Origin of the sequence: Flavobacterium sp. HTF, assembly GCF_003105115.1 — a bacterium.
In the GTDB taxonomy this organism is placed as follows: domain Bacteria; phylum Bacteroidota; class Bacteroidia; order Flavobacteriales; family Flavobacteriaceae; genus Flavobacterium.
Genome location: NZ_QETH01000009.1, coordinates 14034 through 32096, shown reverse-complemented (window position 1 = coordinate 32096; position 18063 = coordinate 14034). Strand labels below are relative to the sequence as shown.

The 18063-nt window shown below is 33.3% G+C and carries 14 protein-coding genes; 9 read left to right on the top strand and 5 right to left on the bottom strand.

Annotation, left to right across the window (positions count from 1 at the left end; genetic code table 11):
* The first annotated feature begins 86 nt into the window (after positions 1-86).
* The 4 genes from DCO46_RS04460 (at position 87) to DCO46_RS04445 (ending at position 2600) form a co-directional block, all read left to right on the top strand.
* Positions 87-626 (top strand): IS1096 element passenger TnpR family protein, encoded by a 540-nt coding sequence (locus tag DCO46_RS04460; RefSeq protein WP_116751376.1) that lies wholly within the window; start codon positions 87-89, stop codon positions 624-626.
* Between the two features lie 94 nt (positions 627-720).
* Complete coding sequence (locus DCO46_RS04455; RefSeq protein ID WP_116751375.1) at positions 721-1080, top strand: four helix bundle protein; 360 nt, start codon at positions 721-723, stop codon at positions 1078-1080.
* Between the two features lie 42 nt (positions 1081-1122).
* Positions 1123-2181, top strand: coding sequence for a nucleoid-associated protein (locus tag DCO46_RS04450; RefSeq protein ID WP_116751374.1), 1059 nt, complete (start codon positions 1123-1125; stop codon positions 2179-2181).
* A 194-nt stretch (positions 2182-2375) separates the two neighbouring features.
* Positions 2376-2600, top strand: a complete 225-nt coding sequence (locus tag DCO46_RS04445; RefSeq protein ID WP_116751373.1) for a hypothetical protein — start codon at positions 2376-2378, stop codon at positions 2598-2600.
* 140 nt (positions 2601-2740) lie between these two features.
* Here the strand turns inward: DCO46_RS04445 and DCO46_RS04440 are convergent, their stop codons facing one another.
* Together DCO46_RS04440 and DCO46_RS04435 are read right to left on the bottom strand one after the other, a co-directional pair.
* Positions 2741-3322 (bottom strand): TetR/AcrR family transcriptional regulator, encoded by a 582-nt coding sequence (locus tag DCO46_RS04440; RefSeq protein ID WP_116751372.1) that lies wholly within the window; start codon positions 3320-3322, stop codon positions 2741-2743.
* A gap of 72 nt (positions 3323-3394) precedes the next feature.
* Positions 3395-4147, bottom strand: coding sequence for an SDR family oxidoreductase (locus DCO46_RS04435; RefSeq protein ID WP_116751371.1), 753 nt, complete (start codon positions 4145-4147; stop codon positions 3395-3397).
* 227 nt (positions 4148-4374) lie between these two features.
* Between DCO46_RS04435 and DCO46_RS04430 the strand changes: the two genes are divergently transcribed.
* Positions 4375-6744 (top strand): GAF domain-containing protein, encoded by a 2370-nt coding sequence (locus DCO46_RS04430; protein WP_116751370.1) that lies wholly within the window; start codon positions 4375-4377, stop codon positions 6742-6744.
* Between the two features lie 14 nt (positions 6745-6758).
* Here the strand turns inward: DCO46_RS04430 and DCO46_RS04425 are convergent, their stop codons facing one another.
* Entirely contained in the window at positions 6759-7937 is a 1179-nt protein-coding gene (locus DCO46_RS04425; RefSeq protein WP_116751369.1) for a Pycsar system effector family protein, read from the bottom strand.
* A 26-nt stretch (positions 7938-7963) separates the two neighbouring features.
* Between DCO46_RS04425 and DCO46_RS04420 the strand changes: the two genes are divergently transcribed.
* Positions 7964-11698, top strand: a complete 3735-nt coding sequence (locus DCO46_RS04420) for a metallophosphoesterase (RefSeq protein ID WP_116751368.1) — start codon at positions 7964-7966, stop codon at positions 11696-11698.
* Between the two features lie 165 nt (positions 11699-11863).
* Here DCO46_RS04420 and DCO46_RS04415 read toward each other — a convergent pair whose 3' ends face one another.
* Together DCO46_RS04415 and DCO46_RS04410 are read right to left on the bottom strand one after the other, a co-directional pair.
* Positions 11864-12721, bottom strand: a complete 858-nt coding sequence (locus tag DCO46_RS04415; RefSeq protein ID WP_116751443.1) for a hypothetical protein — start codon at positions 12719-12721, stop codon at positions 11864-11866.
* 16 nt (positions 12722-12737) lie between these two features.
* A complete protein-coding gene (locus DCO46_RS04410; protein WP_116751367.1) occupies positions 12738-13790 on the bottom strand; it encodes a hypothetical protein in 1053 nt (350 codons plus the stop codon).
* A gap of 116 nt (positions 13791-13906) precedes the next feature.
* Here DCO46_RS04410 and DCO46_RS04405 point away from each other — a divergent pair, with 116 nt between their 5' ends.
* The 3 genes from DCO46_RS04405 to DCO46_RS04395 are packed head-to-tail and all read left to right on the top strand — an operon-like array spanning position 13907 to position 18019.
* Positions 13907-14818, top strand: coding sequence for an ABC transporter ATP-binding protein (locus DCO46_RS04405; protein ID WP_116751442.1), 912 nt, complete (start codon positions 13907-13909; stop codon positions 14816-14818).
* Between the two features lie 3 nt (positions 14819-14821).
* Positions 14822-15658 (top strand): ABC transporter permease, encoded by an 837-nt coding sequence (locus DCO46_RS04400; protein WP_116751366.1) that lies wholly within the window; start codon positions 14822-14824, stop codon positions 15656-15658.
* A 15-nt stretch (positions 15659-15673) separates the two neighbouring features.
* Positions 15674-18019 carry a T9SS type B sorting domain-containing protein gene (locus DCO46_RS04395; protein ID WP_116751365.1) on the top strand — a complete coding sequence of 782 codons (2346 nt, stop codon included), beginning with the start codon at positions 15674-15676 and terminating at the stop codon, positions 18017-18019.
* Positions 18020-18063: the final 44 nt, after the last annotated feature.

The window sequence follows — 18063 nt, the reverse complement described above, 5'->3', positions numbered from 1 at the left end:
TTAAAATCTTTTCAACAAATCGTAATTCATAATTCGTATTTCATTTTTTATATTTTACCTTTGACCTCTCAATAAAAACAAAGATTATGGTTTATAAATTTAGAGTAATTCTAGACGCCGAAGAAGATATTTTTAGAGACATTGCAATTCTTGAAGATGATACTCTGGAAGATTTACATAATGCGATCTTCAACGCTTTCGGTTTTGACGGATCAGAAGTAGCTTCGTTTTACACTTGTGACGATACCTGGAATCAGGAAGATGAAATTCCGCTTTTCGATACCGGCGATGTTTCTGGCGAAATGAGGACTATGAATGATTATCCATTATCTAGTATTTTAGACAATGAAAATACTAAAATCATCTATGTTTACGATTTCATCAGCATGTGGACTTTCTTAGTTGAATTAGCTGCTATCGAAGAAGCATCTGCCGGAGCAATCTATCCGGAAACTTTATTCGCGCACGGCGAAATGCCTGATGAAGCAACTGAAAAAACCTTTGAAGCCGATATGCATGACGATATCTACGGAGAGTTTGAAGATGATTTAGACGAAGATGATCTTGATATGTTCGAAGGAGACGACAGCTTCGAAGATTATGGATTTGAGGAGAATTGGAATTAATTTAAAGTTGCTAAGGTTCTGAGACTCTAAGATTCTAAGGTTTTATTTTGAAAGTTTTTTCTTATTTTTATTTTTTAATTAAAAATATTAAAATATGAGTAATTTTAGAAGCCTCCTTATCTGGCAGAAATCAATGGCTTTGACAACCAAAATTTATTTTTCCACAAACAATTTTCCAAAAGAAGAAATCTTCGGATTAACTTCACAGATTAGACGTAGTTCGGTTTCTATCCCTAGTAATATTGCAGAAGGATTTGGAAGAGAAAGCGATAAAGATCTTTTACGCTTTTTAAATATCTCTGTTGGCTCTTTATTCGAAATGCAAACTCAATTAGAAATTGCAAAAAATATATATTACTTAAAAGAAAACGATTTTAATAACTTATATGAGGATAGTCGCGAAGTAGAAAGGATGTTAGTTTCTTTTATAAAAAAAATAAAAGACAGAAACTAAACCTTAGTACCTTAGCATCTCAGAACCTCAGCACCTTAAAAAATGATAAACCTTTTCAACACCCACATCGAGACGCTTGCGATACACCGCGTAGGAAACAAAAGCCGTAACGAAGCTATTTTTTTATCAGAGCAGCCATTTAACTTAAATGATGAAATTGTTCCTTTGATAAAAGAGTACTTTTTTAAGCCTTTTAGAGAAAAAGAAGAAAACTATTATCAGTTTGCGCACGAAGTCGATTTGGATTATAATGACATGTTTAAATATGCTACTGAGATTTTTACCAATCCTTCTAATTTACAGGAGATTTCAAAAAAAATCACAACGCATTTATTTGAGCAGTCAAATCACCCGCATATTAAAAACGGGGAGGTTTATGTAACGTATCTGACAAACTTAAGCATTGATAACAATGTAGTTGATGCAATCGGAATTTTTAAAAGCGAATTACAAGCTGACTTTTTACAGTTTGAAGAAAAAGACAGCAATCTTGAAATGATCCTGCAACAAGGAATCAACCTGAGCAAACTGGACAAAGGATGTTTGATTTTCAATTATAAAAAAGAAGAAGGATATAAAATTCTGACTGTAGACAGCAACCGTTATGATGCGCGTTACTGGTTAGAGCACTTTTTATCTGTTGATGCTTTTGAAGATGAAAACTTCATCACTAAAAAATACTTAAAATTCTGCCAGAACTTCGCAAAAGATGTTGTTTTGCCGGCAGAAGACAAAAAAGAAGAAGTAATGTTTATGAACCGATCTGTGAATTATTTCGCAAAAAATGATCAGTTTGAAGAACAAAATTTCCTGAATGAAGTATTGGACAACCCTGATTTAATTCCTGAATTTAAAAACTACAAAGTTGATAAAGGAGAAAAATACAGCATCGAAGATGTTACCTCATTCCCAATTGCCAATGCAGCAGTTTCTGACGCCAGAAAATCGATCAAAAATGTGATTAATTTAGATACTCATATTCAGATTAAAATGGATTTTATCAATCCTGAAAGTGCAGAAAAATTTGTTGAAAAAGGCTGGGATGAAGAAAAACAAATGTATTACTACTTAGTTTACTTCAACAAAGAAGAAAAGAGCTAAGAAGTTTTCATTTCTATTACTTACTTAAAAACAAAAAACGGCAACTACAGTAGTAATTGCCGTTTTTTTATGACCATTTTTTTACAAAATCAAAAAATGAAAAGCAATTCAAAATTTAGTAGATTTGATACTAAGGTAAATGAGTAAAGCCAAAAACTTTAAATTTTACAATACTAATGTCTAACACAAAAAAAATGTCAGCTTTACTTACATTACAGGAACGGGCTTTTGAGACTGCAAAAATATTGCTGGAAAAATATCAAAATCCAAATGATCTCAAACTCGAAGAAAATTCAGATTTAGAGGATTCGTATACTATTCTAATTACTCTTTTATACACTGAAAAATTAGATATGGAAGAACAATTAAAAATTCTGTCAATCATAGATGAAATGAAACTACTTGACGAAAACAGATAATTCTTCTGAATGATAAAATCGTACAGTTGATTACTTTTTTAAGAATAAAAAAGCTATGGAGTTATAATTTCTATAATTCACTTAAAACAAAAAAAGGCAGTTACAGTAGTAATTGCCTTTTTTTATTGCTGTAATTCGCTTTAAAATAAAGAGAAAATCGCTTTTAAAATATCATCATAAACCTGTTTGTCTTTCTCGCCCGCACGGGCCAAAACACGAATTCCGGAATAATTGTTAAAGATAAAACGTGCGAGTGATCTGGCTTCCTGGTTTTTAGAAATCTGCCCCGACTCCTGCCCTTTCTTTACTGCATTACAAAAAATGTCTTCAACCGCTTTCTGGTTGTCATGAACGATTTTTCCAATTTCAGGATCGTGCATAGCAAGCTCAACTGCTGAGTTTACCATAAAACAACCTTTTGTTATTTTGTCCTGAAGACTTTCTAAAACGGCCTGTTTGAAAATTTCAGTTAAGGCCGTTCTTATGTTTTCAGAATTTTCTAAAAGTTCTTTAAGACTCTTTTCATTCTGTTGCTGGTATCGTTGGAGTGACTTTACAAAGAGTTTTTGCTTATCTCCAAAAGTATCGTATAAACTGGAACGGCTCAAACCCAAATGTGTTACCAAATCCTGTGCAGAAGTTCCGTTATACCCTTTGTGCCAGAAAATTTCAATTGCTTTATCTAAAGCCTGATCTTCATTAAATTCTTTTGTTCTAGCCATAGCTTCAAAATTAAATTCATTTACAAAGGTACTAAAAATACGGAACAATCGTTCCTGAATTAGTCAAAAAAATTATAAAACTGTGTTTACAGTAAGTCCACCGTCAATAACGATTTCTGTCCCTGTAATGAAGGAAGCATCATCTGAAGCAAGGAATGTAATTGTTTTTGCAACTTCAGAAGCTTGTCCAAAACGTTTCAATAAAATTTTATTTCCCAAAGCAGCTCCTAAACCTTCTACTTCTTCTTTTTCTAAACCTACTTTTCCATACAAAGGTGTTTCAATTGGACCAGGAGAAACTGCGTTTACTCTGATTTTTCTTGGTGCCAATTCTGCAGCAAAGATTCTGTTTAATGATAAAACGGCTGCTTTACTTGCTCCGTATACACTTGAACCCGGCATTCCTAATTGGGCATTAACTGAAGTATTAAAAATAATAGAGCCACCGTCGTTTAAAATTGGTAATACTTTTTGAACTGTAAAATAAACTCCTTTTACATTCACATTCATAATACTGTCATAATGCTCTTCTGAAGCTGAGTCTACAGGAGCAAAAGCTGCGATTCCGGCATTTAAAAATAGAATATCTACTTTTCCGAATTGTTCTTTTACCTGAGCCACTAAATTATCAATTGATTTTAAATCAGATTGGTCTGCAACAATTCCGGTAACATTCAATTCTGTTTCCGCTTTTGCCAAAGCTTCTTTGTTTCTTCCTGTTACGATTACTTTCGCACCTTTTGATACTAAATCAGCTGCTGCTGCATATCCAATTCCACTGTTTCCTCCTGTTACAATTGCAACTTTGTTTTCTAAATTTTTCATTTTATTTGTTATTAAGTTATTGATTATTCAATTATTATGGTACAAAGATATAATAACGGAACGATCGTTCCGTTATTATTAATGTTAATTTTTAGTTAAAATATTTAACCCTCGTTGCAGGCCCTTTATTTATAGAGGAAATAACTATGCAGCCATAAACGAAAGAAATAGCAAAATGTCGGACATTCTTAATTTATGCTTAATTTTGTACTCTAAAAAATACCACGATGGATCGTCATGTACCAAAAGAAAGTCCTTTCGAAACGATAATCTCATTTCATAAATTAATTGAATCTTTTGAGCAAATTGCCTTATCAGATGTTGATTACCGCTCAAACTACGCAAAAGCTATATTAAAAGAAATCGAAGCATTCCCGGAATTTAGAACCGGGATTCGTGATTTAGCCTTTATAAAGAAGAATGAAGCTTTAATTAAAAATATTGCTGCAGATTTATTCCCTACAGCTTTGACTCACAACGAAATAAAAGCAATTACAATTCCATTTCAGAATATCTCTTTTAATTATACAGAACGTTTCAAGAAAATATTAAGAAATGCCGGCGATGAATTTTATATGGAAATCCGTGATTTTGATGATCACCAGTTCTATATTAATAACTGTTGCCTGATTTTGAGCAGTTATTACAAACAAAATATCGATTTTAATAAAATCTTTTTCTATGACATTCCGGATGAAAATGGAATTGAGAAACATTATCGTATCATGTATAATGCTGATTTCATGGAAATTACTCCATCTGAAAATTCAGTTTCACTTACACAGGACGATATTGATCAGTTAATTGATAATTATAACGATATTGATCTTTGGAAATCTAAATTTCCTCCAGGAAGCTGGATCTTAAAAGGTTTCGGAATTGTTTCTTTGTTTGATGCAACAACCGAAAGTGCCATTTCAAACCTAAAAAGCAATCTTTTAAAACCGGATACCAAAACGGTAGCATCAAATGATATTATCGAAAATATTTTTAAATCAATCTTTAAAATTCCTGATTTAAAAGTTGGTTTCATCATCTATAACCCTGAGGAAGAAAAGTTTATCAGACCGGTTAAATTTGATAATCAGCTGCAGAGTTTCCTGCTTTCGACAGATCAGGAAGTTGAGTGCAAAAATGCTTTTTTTGGATGTTCTTTTGAAAATTTATTGGACAATAAAGAACCATTTGTAATTTCGAATGTAATTAAATTTACAGAAGAATCACCAAATAAAAGACTTGGGGAGCATCTATTAAAACAAAATATACAAAGCTGTGTTTTTGCTCCGGTTATTAAAGACGGGCATTTATTAGGCGTTATGGAATTGGTTTCAGAAGCTCCAAGAGCTTTAAATACGGTAAATGCAACAAAACTGGATTTGGTTTTACCATACCTTATAGATACAATTGACCGCTATAATACTGATATGCAAAATCAGGTTGAAGCGATTATTCAGCGTGAGTATACTACTATTCACCCAAGCGTCTATTGGAAGTTTAAAAAAGAATCGCAGAATTATTTTCAAAATACGAATCCTACCAAAGATTATATTTTTAAGGAAATTGTATTTAAAAATGTATTCCCACTATACGGGCAAATCGACATTAAAGGTTCTTCTGAGCATAGAAATGATACGGTAAGAAGAGATTTGAAAAATCAGCTGAGTACGATTTTGGAAATTTTCGAAAATCAGAAACCGAATAGTAACCTAATGCTTTTGGAGCAGCGTAAATTTGAATTAGAGTCGCTTCGTGATGAATTGGATCAGCCTTTAAAAGCAGATACTGAGCAATACATTCAACGTTATATTGAAGAAGAAATTCACCCGATTTTAAAAAACACAAAGGACACTGCTATAAATCAGAAATTAGAAGAAGAATACTTTGCAAGCCTGGACGAAAAAACTGGAATGTTTTATCAGGAAAGAAAGAAATTTGATAATGCTATGTCTATTATCAATAAAAAACTGGCTTCTGTTCTGGATAAAAAACAAGTGGAGGCTCAACAAATTTATCCTCATTATTACGAGCGTTTTAAAACTGACGGTGTTGAACATAATTTGTATATAGGAGCATCAATAGCGCCAACGAAACCTTTTGACATCATGTACCTGCACAACCTGCGTTTGTGGCAATTGCAGACTTTATGTGAAATGGAACTGGAACATCATCAGCTTAAAGAATCTCTTCCATATGAATTGGATGTGACATCACTGATTTTGGTATTCAGCTCTGCACTTTCAATCCGTTTTAGAATGGATGAAAAACGTTTTGATGTTGACGGAACTTATAATGCCAGATATGAAGTTGTTAAAAAACGTATTGATAAAGCGAATATAAAAGGCAGCCGCGAAAGGATTACCGAAAAAGAAAAAATCACAATCGTTTATTCTCAAAATAGTGAAGAAGCCGAGTATTTAAAATACATCAAATATTTACAGCATAAGAAAATCCTGGAACCTTCTATCGAACAGTTTGAAGTTGAAGATTTACAGGGTGTTTCTGGATTAAGAGCAATTCGTGTAAAAGTGATAAATAATATCGCAAACGCAACTGCAAAGAAAATTACCTATCAGGATTTATTAGATGAGCTCAACTAAGTTGAGCTCTTTCTTTATATACTTTTAAAAGCAATCACAAACGAGATCACAGTTATAATTATGCCGACCATAAAAAAGTTATAGGCAATTCGAAGCAAATTATATTTTCGCTGAAGCACTAATCCCAGATAATATAAATCTTTGATCATGGTAGAATACAGATAATCACGGTCTTTCATCATTTCGTTCATGGCCCAGTCATAGTCTTCGAGTGGCATTTTGTAGAAATTTCCAAAAAACATCAGATTTACTTTTTTTGCTTCTACATCATCACGTGTAAAAAAACCCGAAGTTACTTTTGGTCTTGTTGAAAGGATTGCAAAGATTATAGTAACCACACTGGACATCAGCATGATGAAGGTTGGAATTACTAAATGTGCATTTTTTGGGCTGTCTAATTTTGGAATGATTGACGAAAGTGCAATAGAAATAATAATGGCATTTACAGACAAAAGAATATTGGCTTTACTGTCAGCAATTCCGCTTAGACGGGTATGATTTCCTAATGTCACGCGAAATAAAGTATCTATACCACGATCCGGCTTTTCGGCTTTGTCTTTCTTTTTTTCGTCGTCTTCCAGATCTTTAGCTTTTTTTATTTCTTCCTTATTGATTCTTTTTTGAACAAGCGCAATAGTTTTTTCTTTTAAAGGCTGCCATTTTCTTAAAGCATAATCGGTGTAAAAACGATGTTTATTTACTAAAAAATTCAAATTTTCCTGTGCCCAGTCTAAGGAAGACATGGAAATATTCATGGTGTTTTTTAGCTCATATCGAAGCAATTCACCGGTAGATTCATATTCTAAACTTGTAATATGAACAAAATCAGCATCTTTTATAATGTTTTCCAGCTTATTTTGCGGTACATACGTTTTTGAAGTTGCCATAATAAGTTTTGCCACCTGCGATATAAATTCATCAGATTGTCCTTTCTCTTTTAAGAACTTTGAAGCAATTTTTATACTTTCATTTTCATGATCTTCAAATCCGTTTATGTAACCTGCGTCATGAAACCAGGCGGCTACTAAAAGCATCTCTTTTTCGGCACCATCGACATCTTCTTTACTACAAAGCTTTTTAACCGCATTTACTACATTAAAAGTATGGTTAAAATTATGGTAAGAATATAAATTAGAAAGTTTATCTTTGAGTAAATTACTGACGAAATCTTCGGATTGTTCTACTAGATTCATAAAGAATATTTTTATACCACTAAATTATGAAATTGTTTTTGGATAATCATTTTATTACTAAGATTAAAACCAATTCTTTGGTTATAACCCTTATATTTTTACTTACTGCCTGTGCAACACATAAGGCACAATACGGAAAAAACGTTAGCAGTAATGAGACTGAAAACGCAACTGATACGATAAAAATTGCCCACACCTTATTTTTAGTAGGTGATGCAGGAAATGCCGATGAAGAACAGTCTCAGCAAACGCTTGAATTATTGCATCAGAAACTAAAAAAAGCAAACAAAAAATCTACTCTTTTGTTTTTGGGAGATAATATTTACCCTAAAGGTTTTCCTGCTGATAAAAATAGCGGAGATAAAGCTTTGGCAGAAACAAAACTGAACAATCAGCTAAAACTGGCAAAAGGTTTTAAAGGAAAAACAGTCTTTATTCCGGGAAATCATGATTGGTACAATGGTATCAAAGGCCTTGAGCTTCAGGCTGATTTTGTTACCAAACAGCTAAATGATAAGAAAGCATTTTTACCCCGAAAAAGCTGTCCTATTGAAGACGTAAAGATTGACAGCACGGCAACGTTAATAACTATTGACAGTGAATGGTTTCTGGAGGACTGGGACAATCATCCGACAATTAATGATAACTGCGAAATTAAAACACGTGAAGGTTTTTTTGATGAACTGGAAAATATCTTAAACAAAAATCAGGAGAAAACAGTTGTTTTAGCTATACATCACCCGCTGTTAAGTAACGGAACACATGGCGGACAATTTTCGCTGGAAAAACAATTGTTTCCATTAGAGAAAAAAATACCATTGCCGATAATTGGTTCTTTTATTAATTTATTACGAAAAACATCCGGCGTCAGCCCACAGGATATCCAAAACAAACAATACACAATCTATGCTAAAAGAATTAAAACTCTTTTACAAAAACAGAAAAACGTAATTGTAGTATCGGGTCACGATCATAATTTACAATACATCAGTAAAGAAAATATCCAGCAGATTATTAGTGGAGCCGGATCGAAATCTGAGGCAGCCCGTGCTATAAACCCGTTTGATTTCTCGTATGGAGGAAATGGTTATGCAACGCTGACTTTGTTTAAAAGCGGAGATGCAAAAGTTTCTTTTTTTGGAAATGTAAATAACAAAGAAAAACTGCTTTTTGAGAAGGAAATTATAAAAGCGAAAGAAATCAATTGGGCTGAAGATATTTCCAATACATTTCCTTCGAATGTAACAACTTCGATTTATTCTAAAAAAATGACTGATAAAAGCTTATTTCACAAGTTCTTATTCGGTCAGCATTACAGAAAATATTACAGTCTGCCAATTAATGCCAGAACGGCAACTATAGACACTTTGATGGGCGGACTGAAACCTATTCGCGAAGGCGGTGGGCATCAGTCAGTTTCTTTAAGAATGTCTGATGCTAAAGGCCGGGAATATGTAATGCGTGCCATGAAAAAAAGTGCCACAGTCTTTTTACAATCTGTTGCCTTTAAAGATCAGTATATCGTCAATGATTTTGAAAATACCTATGCTGAGGATTTTTTATTTGATTTCTATACTACCTCACATCCATACTCCTCTTTTGCTATTGGAAGTATGTCTGATAAAATTGGTCTTCGACATACCAATCCCGTTTTATATTATATACCAAAACAAAATGGTTTAAGAGAATTTAATGCCAGTTTTGGCGACCAGCTATATATGGTAGAAGAAAGACCGGCAGATAATCATCTTGATGGTAAAAATTTTGGAAAACCAGGCAATATAATTGGAACAGATGATATGATGCTGAATCTTCATAAAGATGAAAAATACAGTGTCGACGAAAAAGAATATATCAAAGCCCGTTTGTTTGATATGCTGCTTGGTGATTGGGACAGGCACAGCGACCAATGGCGCTGGGCCGAATATAAAGAGGATGGTAAAGTTATCTACAAACCAATTCCGCGTGACCGTGACCAGGCATTTGTAAAATACGACGGAGCATTGCTTTCTATTCTAATGAATATTCCGGCATTGCGTCATATGCGAACTTTCAAAAATAAAATTGACAATGTAAAATGGCTCAGCAGGGAACCTTACCCAATGGATTTGGCATTTTTGAAAACTGCTGATGAAAAAGACTGGGTTGAACAGGCAAAATTTATTCAGGAAAACTTATCTGACAGTGATATTGACAATGCTTTCAAAAATTTACCTAAAGAGGTTCAGGATGAAACCATTGATGAAATCAAACGAAAATTAAAAAACAGAAAGAAAGATCTTCAGAAATATGCGATACGTTATTCCGAAGTTTTAAGTAAAACCATTATGATTGCCGGAACAGACAAAAAAGACAAATTTGTTTTGAATCATAATACCAAAAATGGTATCGAAATTCAGGTTTTCAGAATGAAAAAAGAAGGCGATGAATTGTTGTATACTAAAAACGTAACAGATGCAAAAACCCGAAATCTATGGATTTATGGTTTAGATGATAATGACATTTTTGAAGTAAAAGGTGAAGAAAAATCGAAAATTAAAATTCGTTTGATCGGTGGTCAGAACAATGACACTTATAATATCGAAAACGGAAGAAAAGTTATTGTTTACGATTTTAAATCAAAAGAAAACACCTATAACGTAGATTCTAAGACTCAGAAACAATTGACAGACGATTATGATGTTAATTTATATAATTATGAAAGACCAAAATACAATGTAATTTCAGGTCTGCCAAATATTGGCTTTAATCCGGATGATGGCGTAAAAGTGGGTGTTAATTTAAATTATACAGTTAATAATTTCAAACAAAACCCATACACGCAAAGACATGTTTTAAATGCCTTTTATTATTTTGCCACTGGCGGTTTAGAATTTAATTATGCCGCACATTTCCCCGGGTTATTAGGTAAATGGGTTATAGATGTGGAATCGTTATATACGACTCCAAATTTTGCCATGAATTATTTTGGCTATGGAAATGAAACGGTATACGATGATCAAGAAGTTGGAATGGATTATAACCGTGTCCGCATCCGAAAATTTAATGCTTCCGGAGCGATCAGACATGTAGGCAGATATGGCAGTGAATTTAGCGTACAACCTATTTTTCAGAGAATGACGGTTGAAGAAACGGATAACAGATTTATTGACACTCCCGGAATTGTGAACCCAAATATATTTGAGAGTCATAATTATGGCGGATTAAAGGTAAAATACCTGTTTAAAAACTCTGATTTTGTTGCTAAACCAACCTTAGGAATTTATTTTATGATTGCCGGAACCTGGACAACTAATTTAGATGTAACCAAACAAAATTTCCCAATGCTTGAAAGCGTTTTAGGATTTACGCATAAAATAGACCATAACGGAAAATTGGTTTTAGCCACTTTCATTAAAGGAAAAGCCATTTTAAATAATAACTACGAATTTTATCAGGGTGCAACCCTGGGTGGTGATACTGATTTGAGAGGTTATAGAAACGAACGCTTTTTAGGGGATTCTTATTTTTCTCAAAGTTCTGATTTGCGTTTAAGCCTTGGTAAAATCAGAAGGACTATTGTACCTTTTACATACGGAATCTTAGGTGGTTTTGATTATGGAAGAATCTGGCTTGATGGCGAAAATTCCAGAAAATGGCATCAGGATTACGGAGGTGGACTTTGGCTGAATGCAATAAATGTAATCACAGCAAGAATTTCTTATTTTAAATCTCCTGATGAAGTAGGAAGAGTTATTTTTGGAGCGGCCTATAGCTTTTAATTTTGAGATGCTAAGGTTCTAAGTTTTTTTAAATAGCCAAAAATTCACGAATTTTACAGTAAATAATTCGTGAATTTTTGGTTAAAAACCTTTGTACCTCTGAGCCTCTGCCTCTTTGAACCTAAGAAGAAAACCTTAACCTCTTAGTATCTCAGAACCTTAGTCTCACAACTTAAACTCATAAACCTTTCCTCCTATTTTATTCGTTTTTTCATCGGAAATTAAGAGTGTATTGTTGTCTTTAAAAACAACAGCCTCTTTTTGAGAAAAGTGATCCAGGCTTATTTCTGTTTGTGTCCCTTTGTGAAACAAATCTCCTTTAAAACCTTTAAACACAACAACCTTGTCGTGACTTAATAATGCTACTTTTCTCCCGTCAGGGCTTATCGTGGCACTTGTTAAAACACAGTGATTGTAATTATTGCAGGTTTTAAACTCTCCTATTTTGACTGCTTTCTGGTTTCCTGAAGCATTTTTGATTTTGTAGATAAAAGCGGTTCCGTCAAAACCTTTACTTCTGTTTTTTGTAAAAAGATAAAAATAGCCGTCTTTCTCAAAAAACCCTTCAACATCATAAAACATTTCTTTTTTCTTGGGAGGAAATTCGGTTTGCTCCGGATACGAAAATGAGATTTTATACTCTGCTTTTGCATTTTCCTGATTCAATTGATTTTTGGCAACTTTATAAATACATAAATCCCTTCTTTCATTATCATTGTTTCCAAAATCCCCAATATAAATATTGCCTTTTTTGTCTTTGGTAATATCTTCCCAGTCAACATTCGTCGCATTTGAGATTGTAATTGTTTTTTCCAGTTTTCCCTTTGAATTTATTGCATAAACAGCATTTTTATTTCCGCTGTCTTCCAAAGTATAAATCGTATTTGTCTCTGGAAAATAAGTTATTCCGGAAACTTCTTTTAATTTTTTCGGCAGCGAATAAAGCTCTTTTAAATCAGAACCGGATTGCTGTTGACAAGCTAATAAAACAATTGAAAGGGCTAATAAAAAAGGCTTTTTCATAAAATTCTGTTTTAATTTAAACCAAATTGGTATTTTTAAAATTACGGGTAATAAACTCAAATGCCGCATGCATGATGTGTCCCATTGATTTGGCATTTTTAAACTTCATATCATTTGTATATCGGTACAATTCCATTTTCAACTGGTCCAGGTGTTCCTGTGTTGAAATAGTATCGTGGCACATTATATTCAATAATTTTTTAATCCTGTTTTCGGCCGAATGAATACGTTTTGCCAAAATGGCTCTTTCTTCATCTTTATACTGTAAAATCGAACGTTCTTCCAGTTTTTCTTTAATCAATTGAATCATCGGGAAATTTTCCTTAAAAAACTGAGGACGATATACTTTAAAATTCCCTTCATAACATTGCTGGTCAAAATCTATCGGACGTATTTTATACACTACCTGGTCAAAATCATGAATTGGAACAATTACATAATTATATGCTCTCATATCTCCCAAAAGCCTGATCATACAGCGTTCGTTGAATTTAACAAACTCTTTTGCAATTTGGGCTTTCTCAGTTTCTGTACAGGAATTCAGTAAAGTATGCATAAAAACATCACCCGGAATTCCGATAATGTGTTCTTCTATCAACGTATTTTTATAAACCAGAAAATTGATTTTATCGGGCGAAAGAATGTCTTCTAATTCTAATCCGTAAATTCTTGAAGCATCTGCTTTTTTTATATAAAAATGAACATAATTGTCGTTGAGAATGTTTCGGACTTTAATACGGAAAGGTTTCGAATTTCCGAAAGTACAATAATCAATGGCGTCTACATTCAGAAACTGGATAATTTCACTATTTCCATCAGAATGCAACAGCGAATAAATCTTTTTTAGGTTTAAATCAATTTCATTTCTTTCAAATTCATTATAGTAAACCCGAATCCATAAAGTATCTGTTTCATTTTTGTCATAGACATTTATAGAACCCGTAAACCGCAATAAGTCATCATAGAACACCGATACTTTCGAAATTCGTTCGTATCGCTCTAAATAACTTAAAAGTGGCTGCGTTAATGGATAAGATGGTTTTTTTAAAACCATTAAAGGTTCGCTCATTTTGAATATCTTTAATACAAATTTACAGTAAATTATAATTTTAGACACCTAAATAAAAATTTAACGTAACAATACACTATTTGATTCGTCATACTAAAAAACTAAAACCGAAAAATTTGGAAACCATTCTTACAATCGAAAATCTTCATAAAAGATACGGCCGCATTCAGGCGTTAAAAAATGTATCTTTTGAAATAAAAAAAGGCCGCGTATATGGCATTCTGGGTCCTAACGGAAGTGGAAAATCAACTACATTAGGTATTGTCCTCAATGTTGTCAATCATACTTCCGGCAACTACCGCTGGTTTAATGGGCAATTGCAAACGCACGAAGCCTTAAAAAAAGTGGGCGCCATTATAGAAAGACCAAATTTCTACCCGTACATGACCGCTGAAGAAAACCTGAAACTGGTTTGCAAAATAAAAAGTATCAAGTATTCTAAAATAGACGAAAAGCTTGATTTGGTTGGCTTAACAGAAAGAAAAAACAGCAAGTTCAGTACTTTTTCTTTAGGGATGAAACAGCGTCTGGCGATTGCTTCGGCACTTTTGAATGACCCGGAAATTTTAATTCTTGATGAACCAACCAACGGTTTAGACCCACAGGGAATTCATCAGATTAGAGATATAATAAAACAAATCGCCTCACAGGGAACTACTATTTTGCTGGCTTCACACTTATTGGATGAAGTCGAAAAAGTATGTTCGGATGTAATTGTTTTGAGAAAAGGGGAAATTTTATATTCTGGCTCTGTTGACGGAATGTCTGCAAATGAAGGTTTTTTTGAAGTTCAGTCTAATGATAATGAAGCTTTAAGAAATGCTTTAAAAGAACATCCGTCTGTCGATAAAATGGTCGAAGAAGACGGAAAAATTCTGGTGCATTTAAAATCTGAATTATCAGCATCTGAACTGAATCTGTATCTGTTTTCTAAAAATATTGCACTAAGCCATTTAGTAAAACGCAAAAACAGTTTAGAAGCACAATTTTTAGAACTAACCAAAAACGCCACTATCCAAAACAATTAAGCCATGAAAAGACTGATATCTATAGAACTACAAAAAATCTGGAAAAACAAAGCCAGCCGTATCCTCACTTTAACCTATTTTATTTTACTTTCTTTTATTGCCTTAATCGCTTCAATAAAATTTGACATAGGACCGTTCAAGTTTCATCTGGCCGATATGGGAATTTTTAACTTCCCTTTTATATGGCATTTTAATACCTATGTTGCAGCATGGCTGAAATTTTTTCTGGCTATCGTTATTGTTTCCATGATGGCAAATGAATACAGTTACGGAACTTTGAAACAAAATTTAATTGATGGCTTAAGCAAAAAAGAATTTATACTTTCTAAATTTCTAACAGTCGTAGTTTTTGCTTTTTGTTCTACCATTTTTGTGTTTGTCATGAGTTTACTTTTAGGATTGAGCTTCTCCTCATACACCGAATTTGGTATTATTTTCTCTGATTTAGATTACCTTTTAGCTTTTTTTGTAAAATTAACAGGGTTCTTTTCTTTGTGCTTGTTCTTAGGAATTTTAGTAAAACGATCCGCATTTGCTTTAGGTTTTCTTTTGGTTTGGAGCATTTTAGAAGCGATCATCAGAGGGCTCCTGGCTTTTCAAATATTCCCTGACAGCAATACTGGCGATTATATTACGCAATTTCTGCCTTTAGAAGCGATGTCAAATCTAATTGTTAACCCTGCTCAAAGATTATCTGTAGTTAAAAATATCGGAACACAAATGGGAGTCGATACAAATTACGATTTTAGTGTTCATTATCTTTCTATACTGATCGTTATGGCCTGGACATTTTTATTTGTTTACTTTTCTTACAAATTATTAAAAAATAGAGATTTATAGTATATTTGCTATACTATGAATTATTTAAAATACATTACAATTCTGCTGTTCATCTGTTGTTCTTTTACACAGATGAACGGGCAAAATATTGCTGTTGACGATAAAAAATCAGCATCAGAATTGGTTCAAAATGTGTTAATTAATAGCTCCTGTATTAGCATAGAAAATGTCAGTGCTTCAGGAAATCCGATAGCCAATAAAGCGAGTTACGCTTCTTTCAGTTCAGGAGCGGCAAATTTTCCTTTCAAAAATGGTTTAATCTTATGCACATCACCAGCTAAAAATGCTGAGGGTCCATTTGTAGAGTCGACCTCTATTGGCTCATCAAATCGTAACTGGAACGGCGATAATGATTTAAATAAAGCATTAGGCAATTCCGGAAGTACTCAGGCAACCGTTTTAGAATTTGATTTTGTCTCACTGACTAATGCAATCAGCTTTAATTATATTTTTGCTTCAAATGAATACCAGTGGTATTATCCCTGCGAATTTTCAGATGGTTTTGCTTTTTTAATAAAAGAATCTGGCAGCAGCAGTGAATATAAAAATCTGGCTGTATTACCCAATACAACAACTCCTGTTTCTTCCACAACCGTTCATCCAAAAATTGATCCTGTTACCGTAAAAGGAGAAACACATTCGTGTGAAGCTTCAAATGAAAATTATTTTAATGGTTATAATACTGAAGTAAGTCCGATAAACTATGCAGGACAAACCATTGTAATGAATGCTCAAACCGAAGTAATACCTAATAAAAAATACCATCTTAAACTGGTAATAGCCGATGATTTAACAAGACAGTACAATTCTGCCGTATTTATAGAAGCCGGAAGTTTTCTTTCTAAAGTCAGTTTTGGAGAAGACAGAACTATCGCCACTAACAATCCGGCTTGTTATAGAGAGAACGTAGTTTTAGATACCAAACTAGATCCTGTTGTGAACAGTTTTAAATGGTTTAAAAAAAATGCATCAGACAACTATGTAGAAATTCCTTCTGAAACAGGCTCATTTTATACTGCAAAGACTCCCGGAGACTATAAAGTAGTGGCTACACTTTCCGGAACCAGCTGCACTGCTGAAGGTGAAATTCGAATTGAATATGCTCAGCAAATTTTATCAACAAATACAACATTATTACAATGTGATGGTGATACCGATGGAATTTCAATTTTTAATTTGACCAAAGTTGCAGCAATAGTAAAAAATAATGCTGCAGAAATTACCAACCAAGGTTATTACGAATCTTTGGCAGATGCTGAAGCCAAAACCAATAAAATTTCAACTCCTCAAAAATATACCAACAAGAATACCGGCCAGATTGTTTTTGCCAGAATAGAAAATAAGTATGGCTGTTTTAAAATTGCCCAAATTACATTGCAAACTTCAAGCACAACACTACCTTCTCAAAACTCAATAGCAACATGTGACTCTGATAATATTCAGGATGGAATAAATGAATTTGATTTAGACTCTGAAATCACTCCAAAAATAGCCGGAATCCCAAATGGTATCATTGTAAGTTATTATTCAACTGAAAATGATGCATTGACAGAAATAAATCCGCTGCCTAATATTTTCAAAAACACAACCGCTTTTTCTCAGACTATTTATGTCCGTGCCACAAATGGAGCGGATTGTTATGGAATTACCCCAATAACACTTGTTATAAATACTTTTGATCCACCAAATTTTGAAGATGAAACCAAAATTTTATGCAAAGACACCCAAATTGAATTAGCAGTAGCTTCTGGTTTTACCAAATATTTATGGACAACAGGATCTACAGATACTACTATTACTGTTTCTTCCGCGGGAGTTTATGCAATAACGGTTACCGATGCAAAAGGTTGTGAAAAAACAAAAACGTTCAATGTTATTCTTTCAGAACCTGCTTTTATCACAGAAGTAGTTATAAAAGATTTTTCTGCCAATGAAAACTCTGTCCTGATAAAATATACCGGAGTAGGAAATTATGAATTTTCAATAGACGGGATTGTTTTTCAGGGCGAACCTCTGTTTACCAATATAAATCCGGGAATTTATAATGTCATTGCCAGAGACAAAAATGGTTGTGGTGTATCCAATTCATTTACAATATATGTTTTGGATTATCCGAGGTATTTCACTCCAAATGCAGATGGTTTTAATGATGTTTGGTATATCCGAAATTTAGATATGCTGCCTGATTATACCATTTCTATTTTTGACCGTTACGGCAAATTATTAAAACAAATGAATCAAAAAAGTCCTGGCTGGAATGGGCAATTTAATGGACAACAACTGCCTTCTGACGATTATTGGTTTAATTTAATTTTCAACAATGGAAGAATTGTTAAAGGTCATTTCAGTTTAAAAAGGTAAATTAAAAATATCCACTATTTAAATCTCAAATTCCGGTAAAAAAT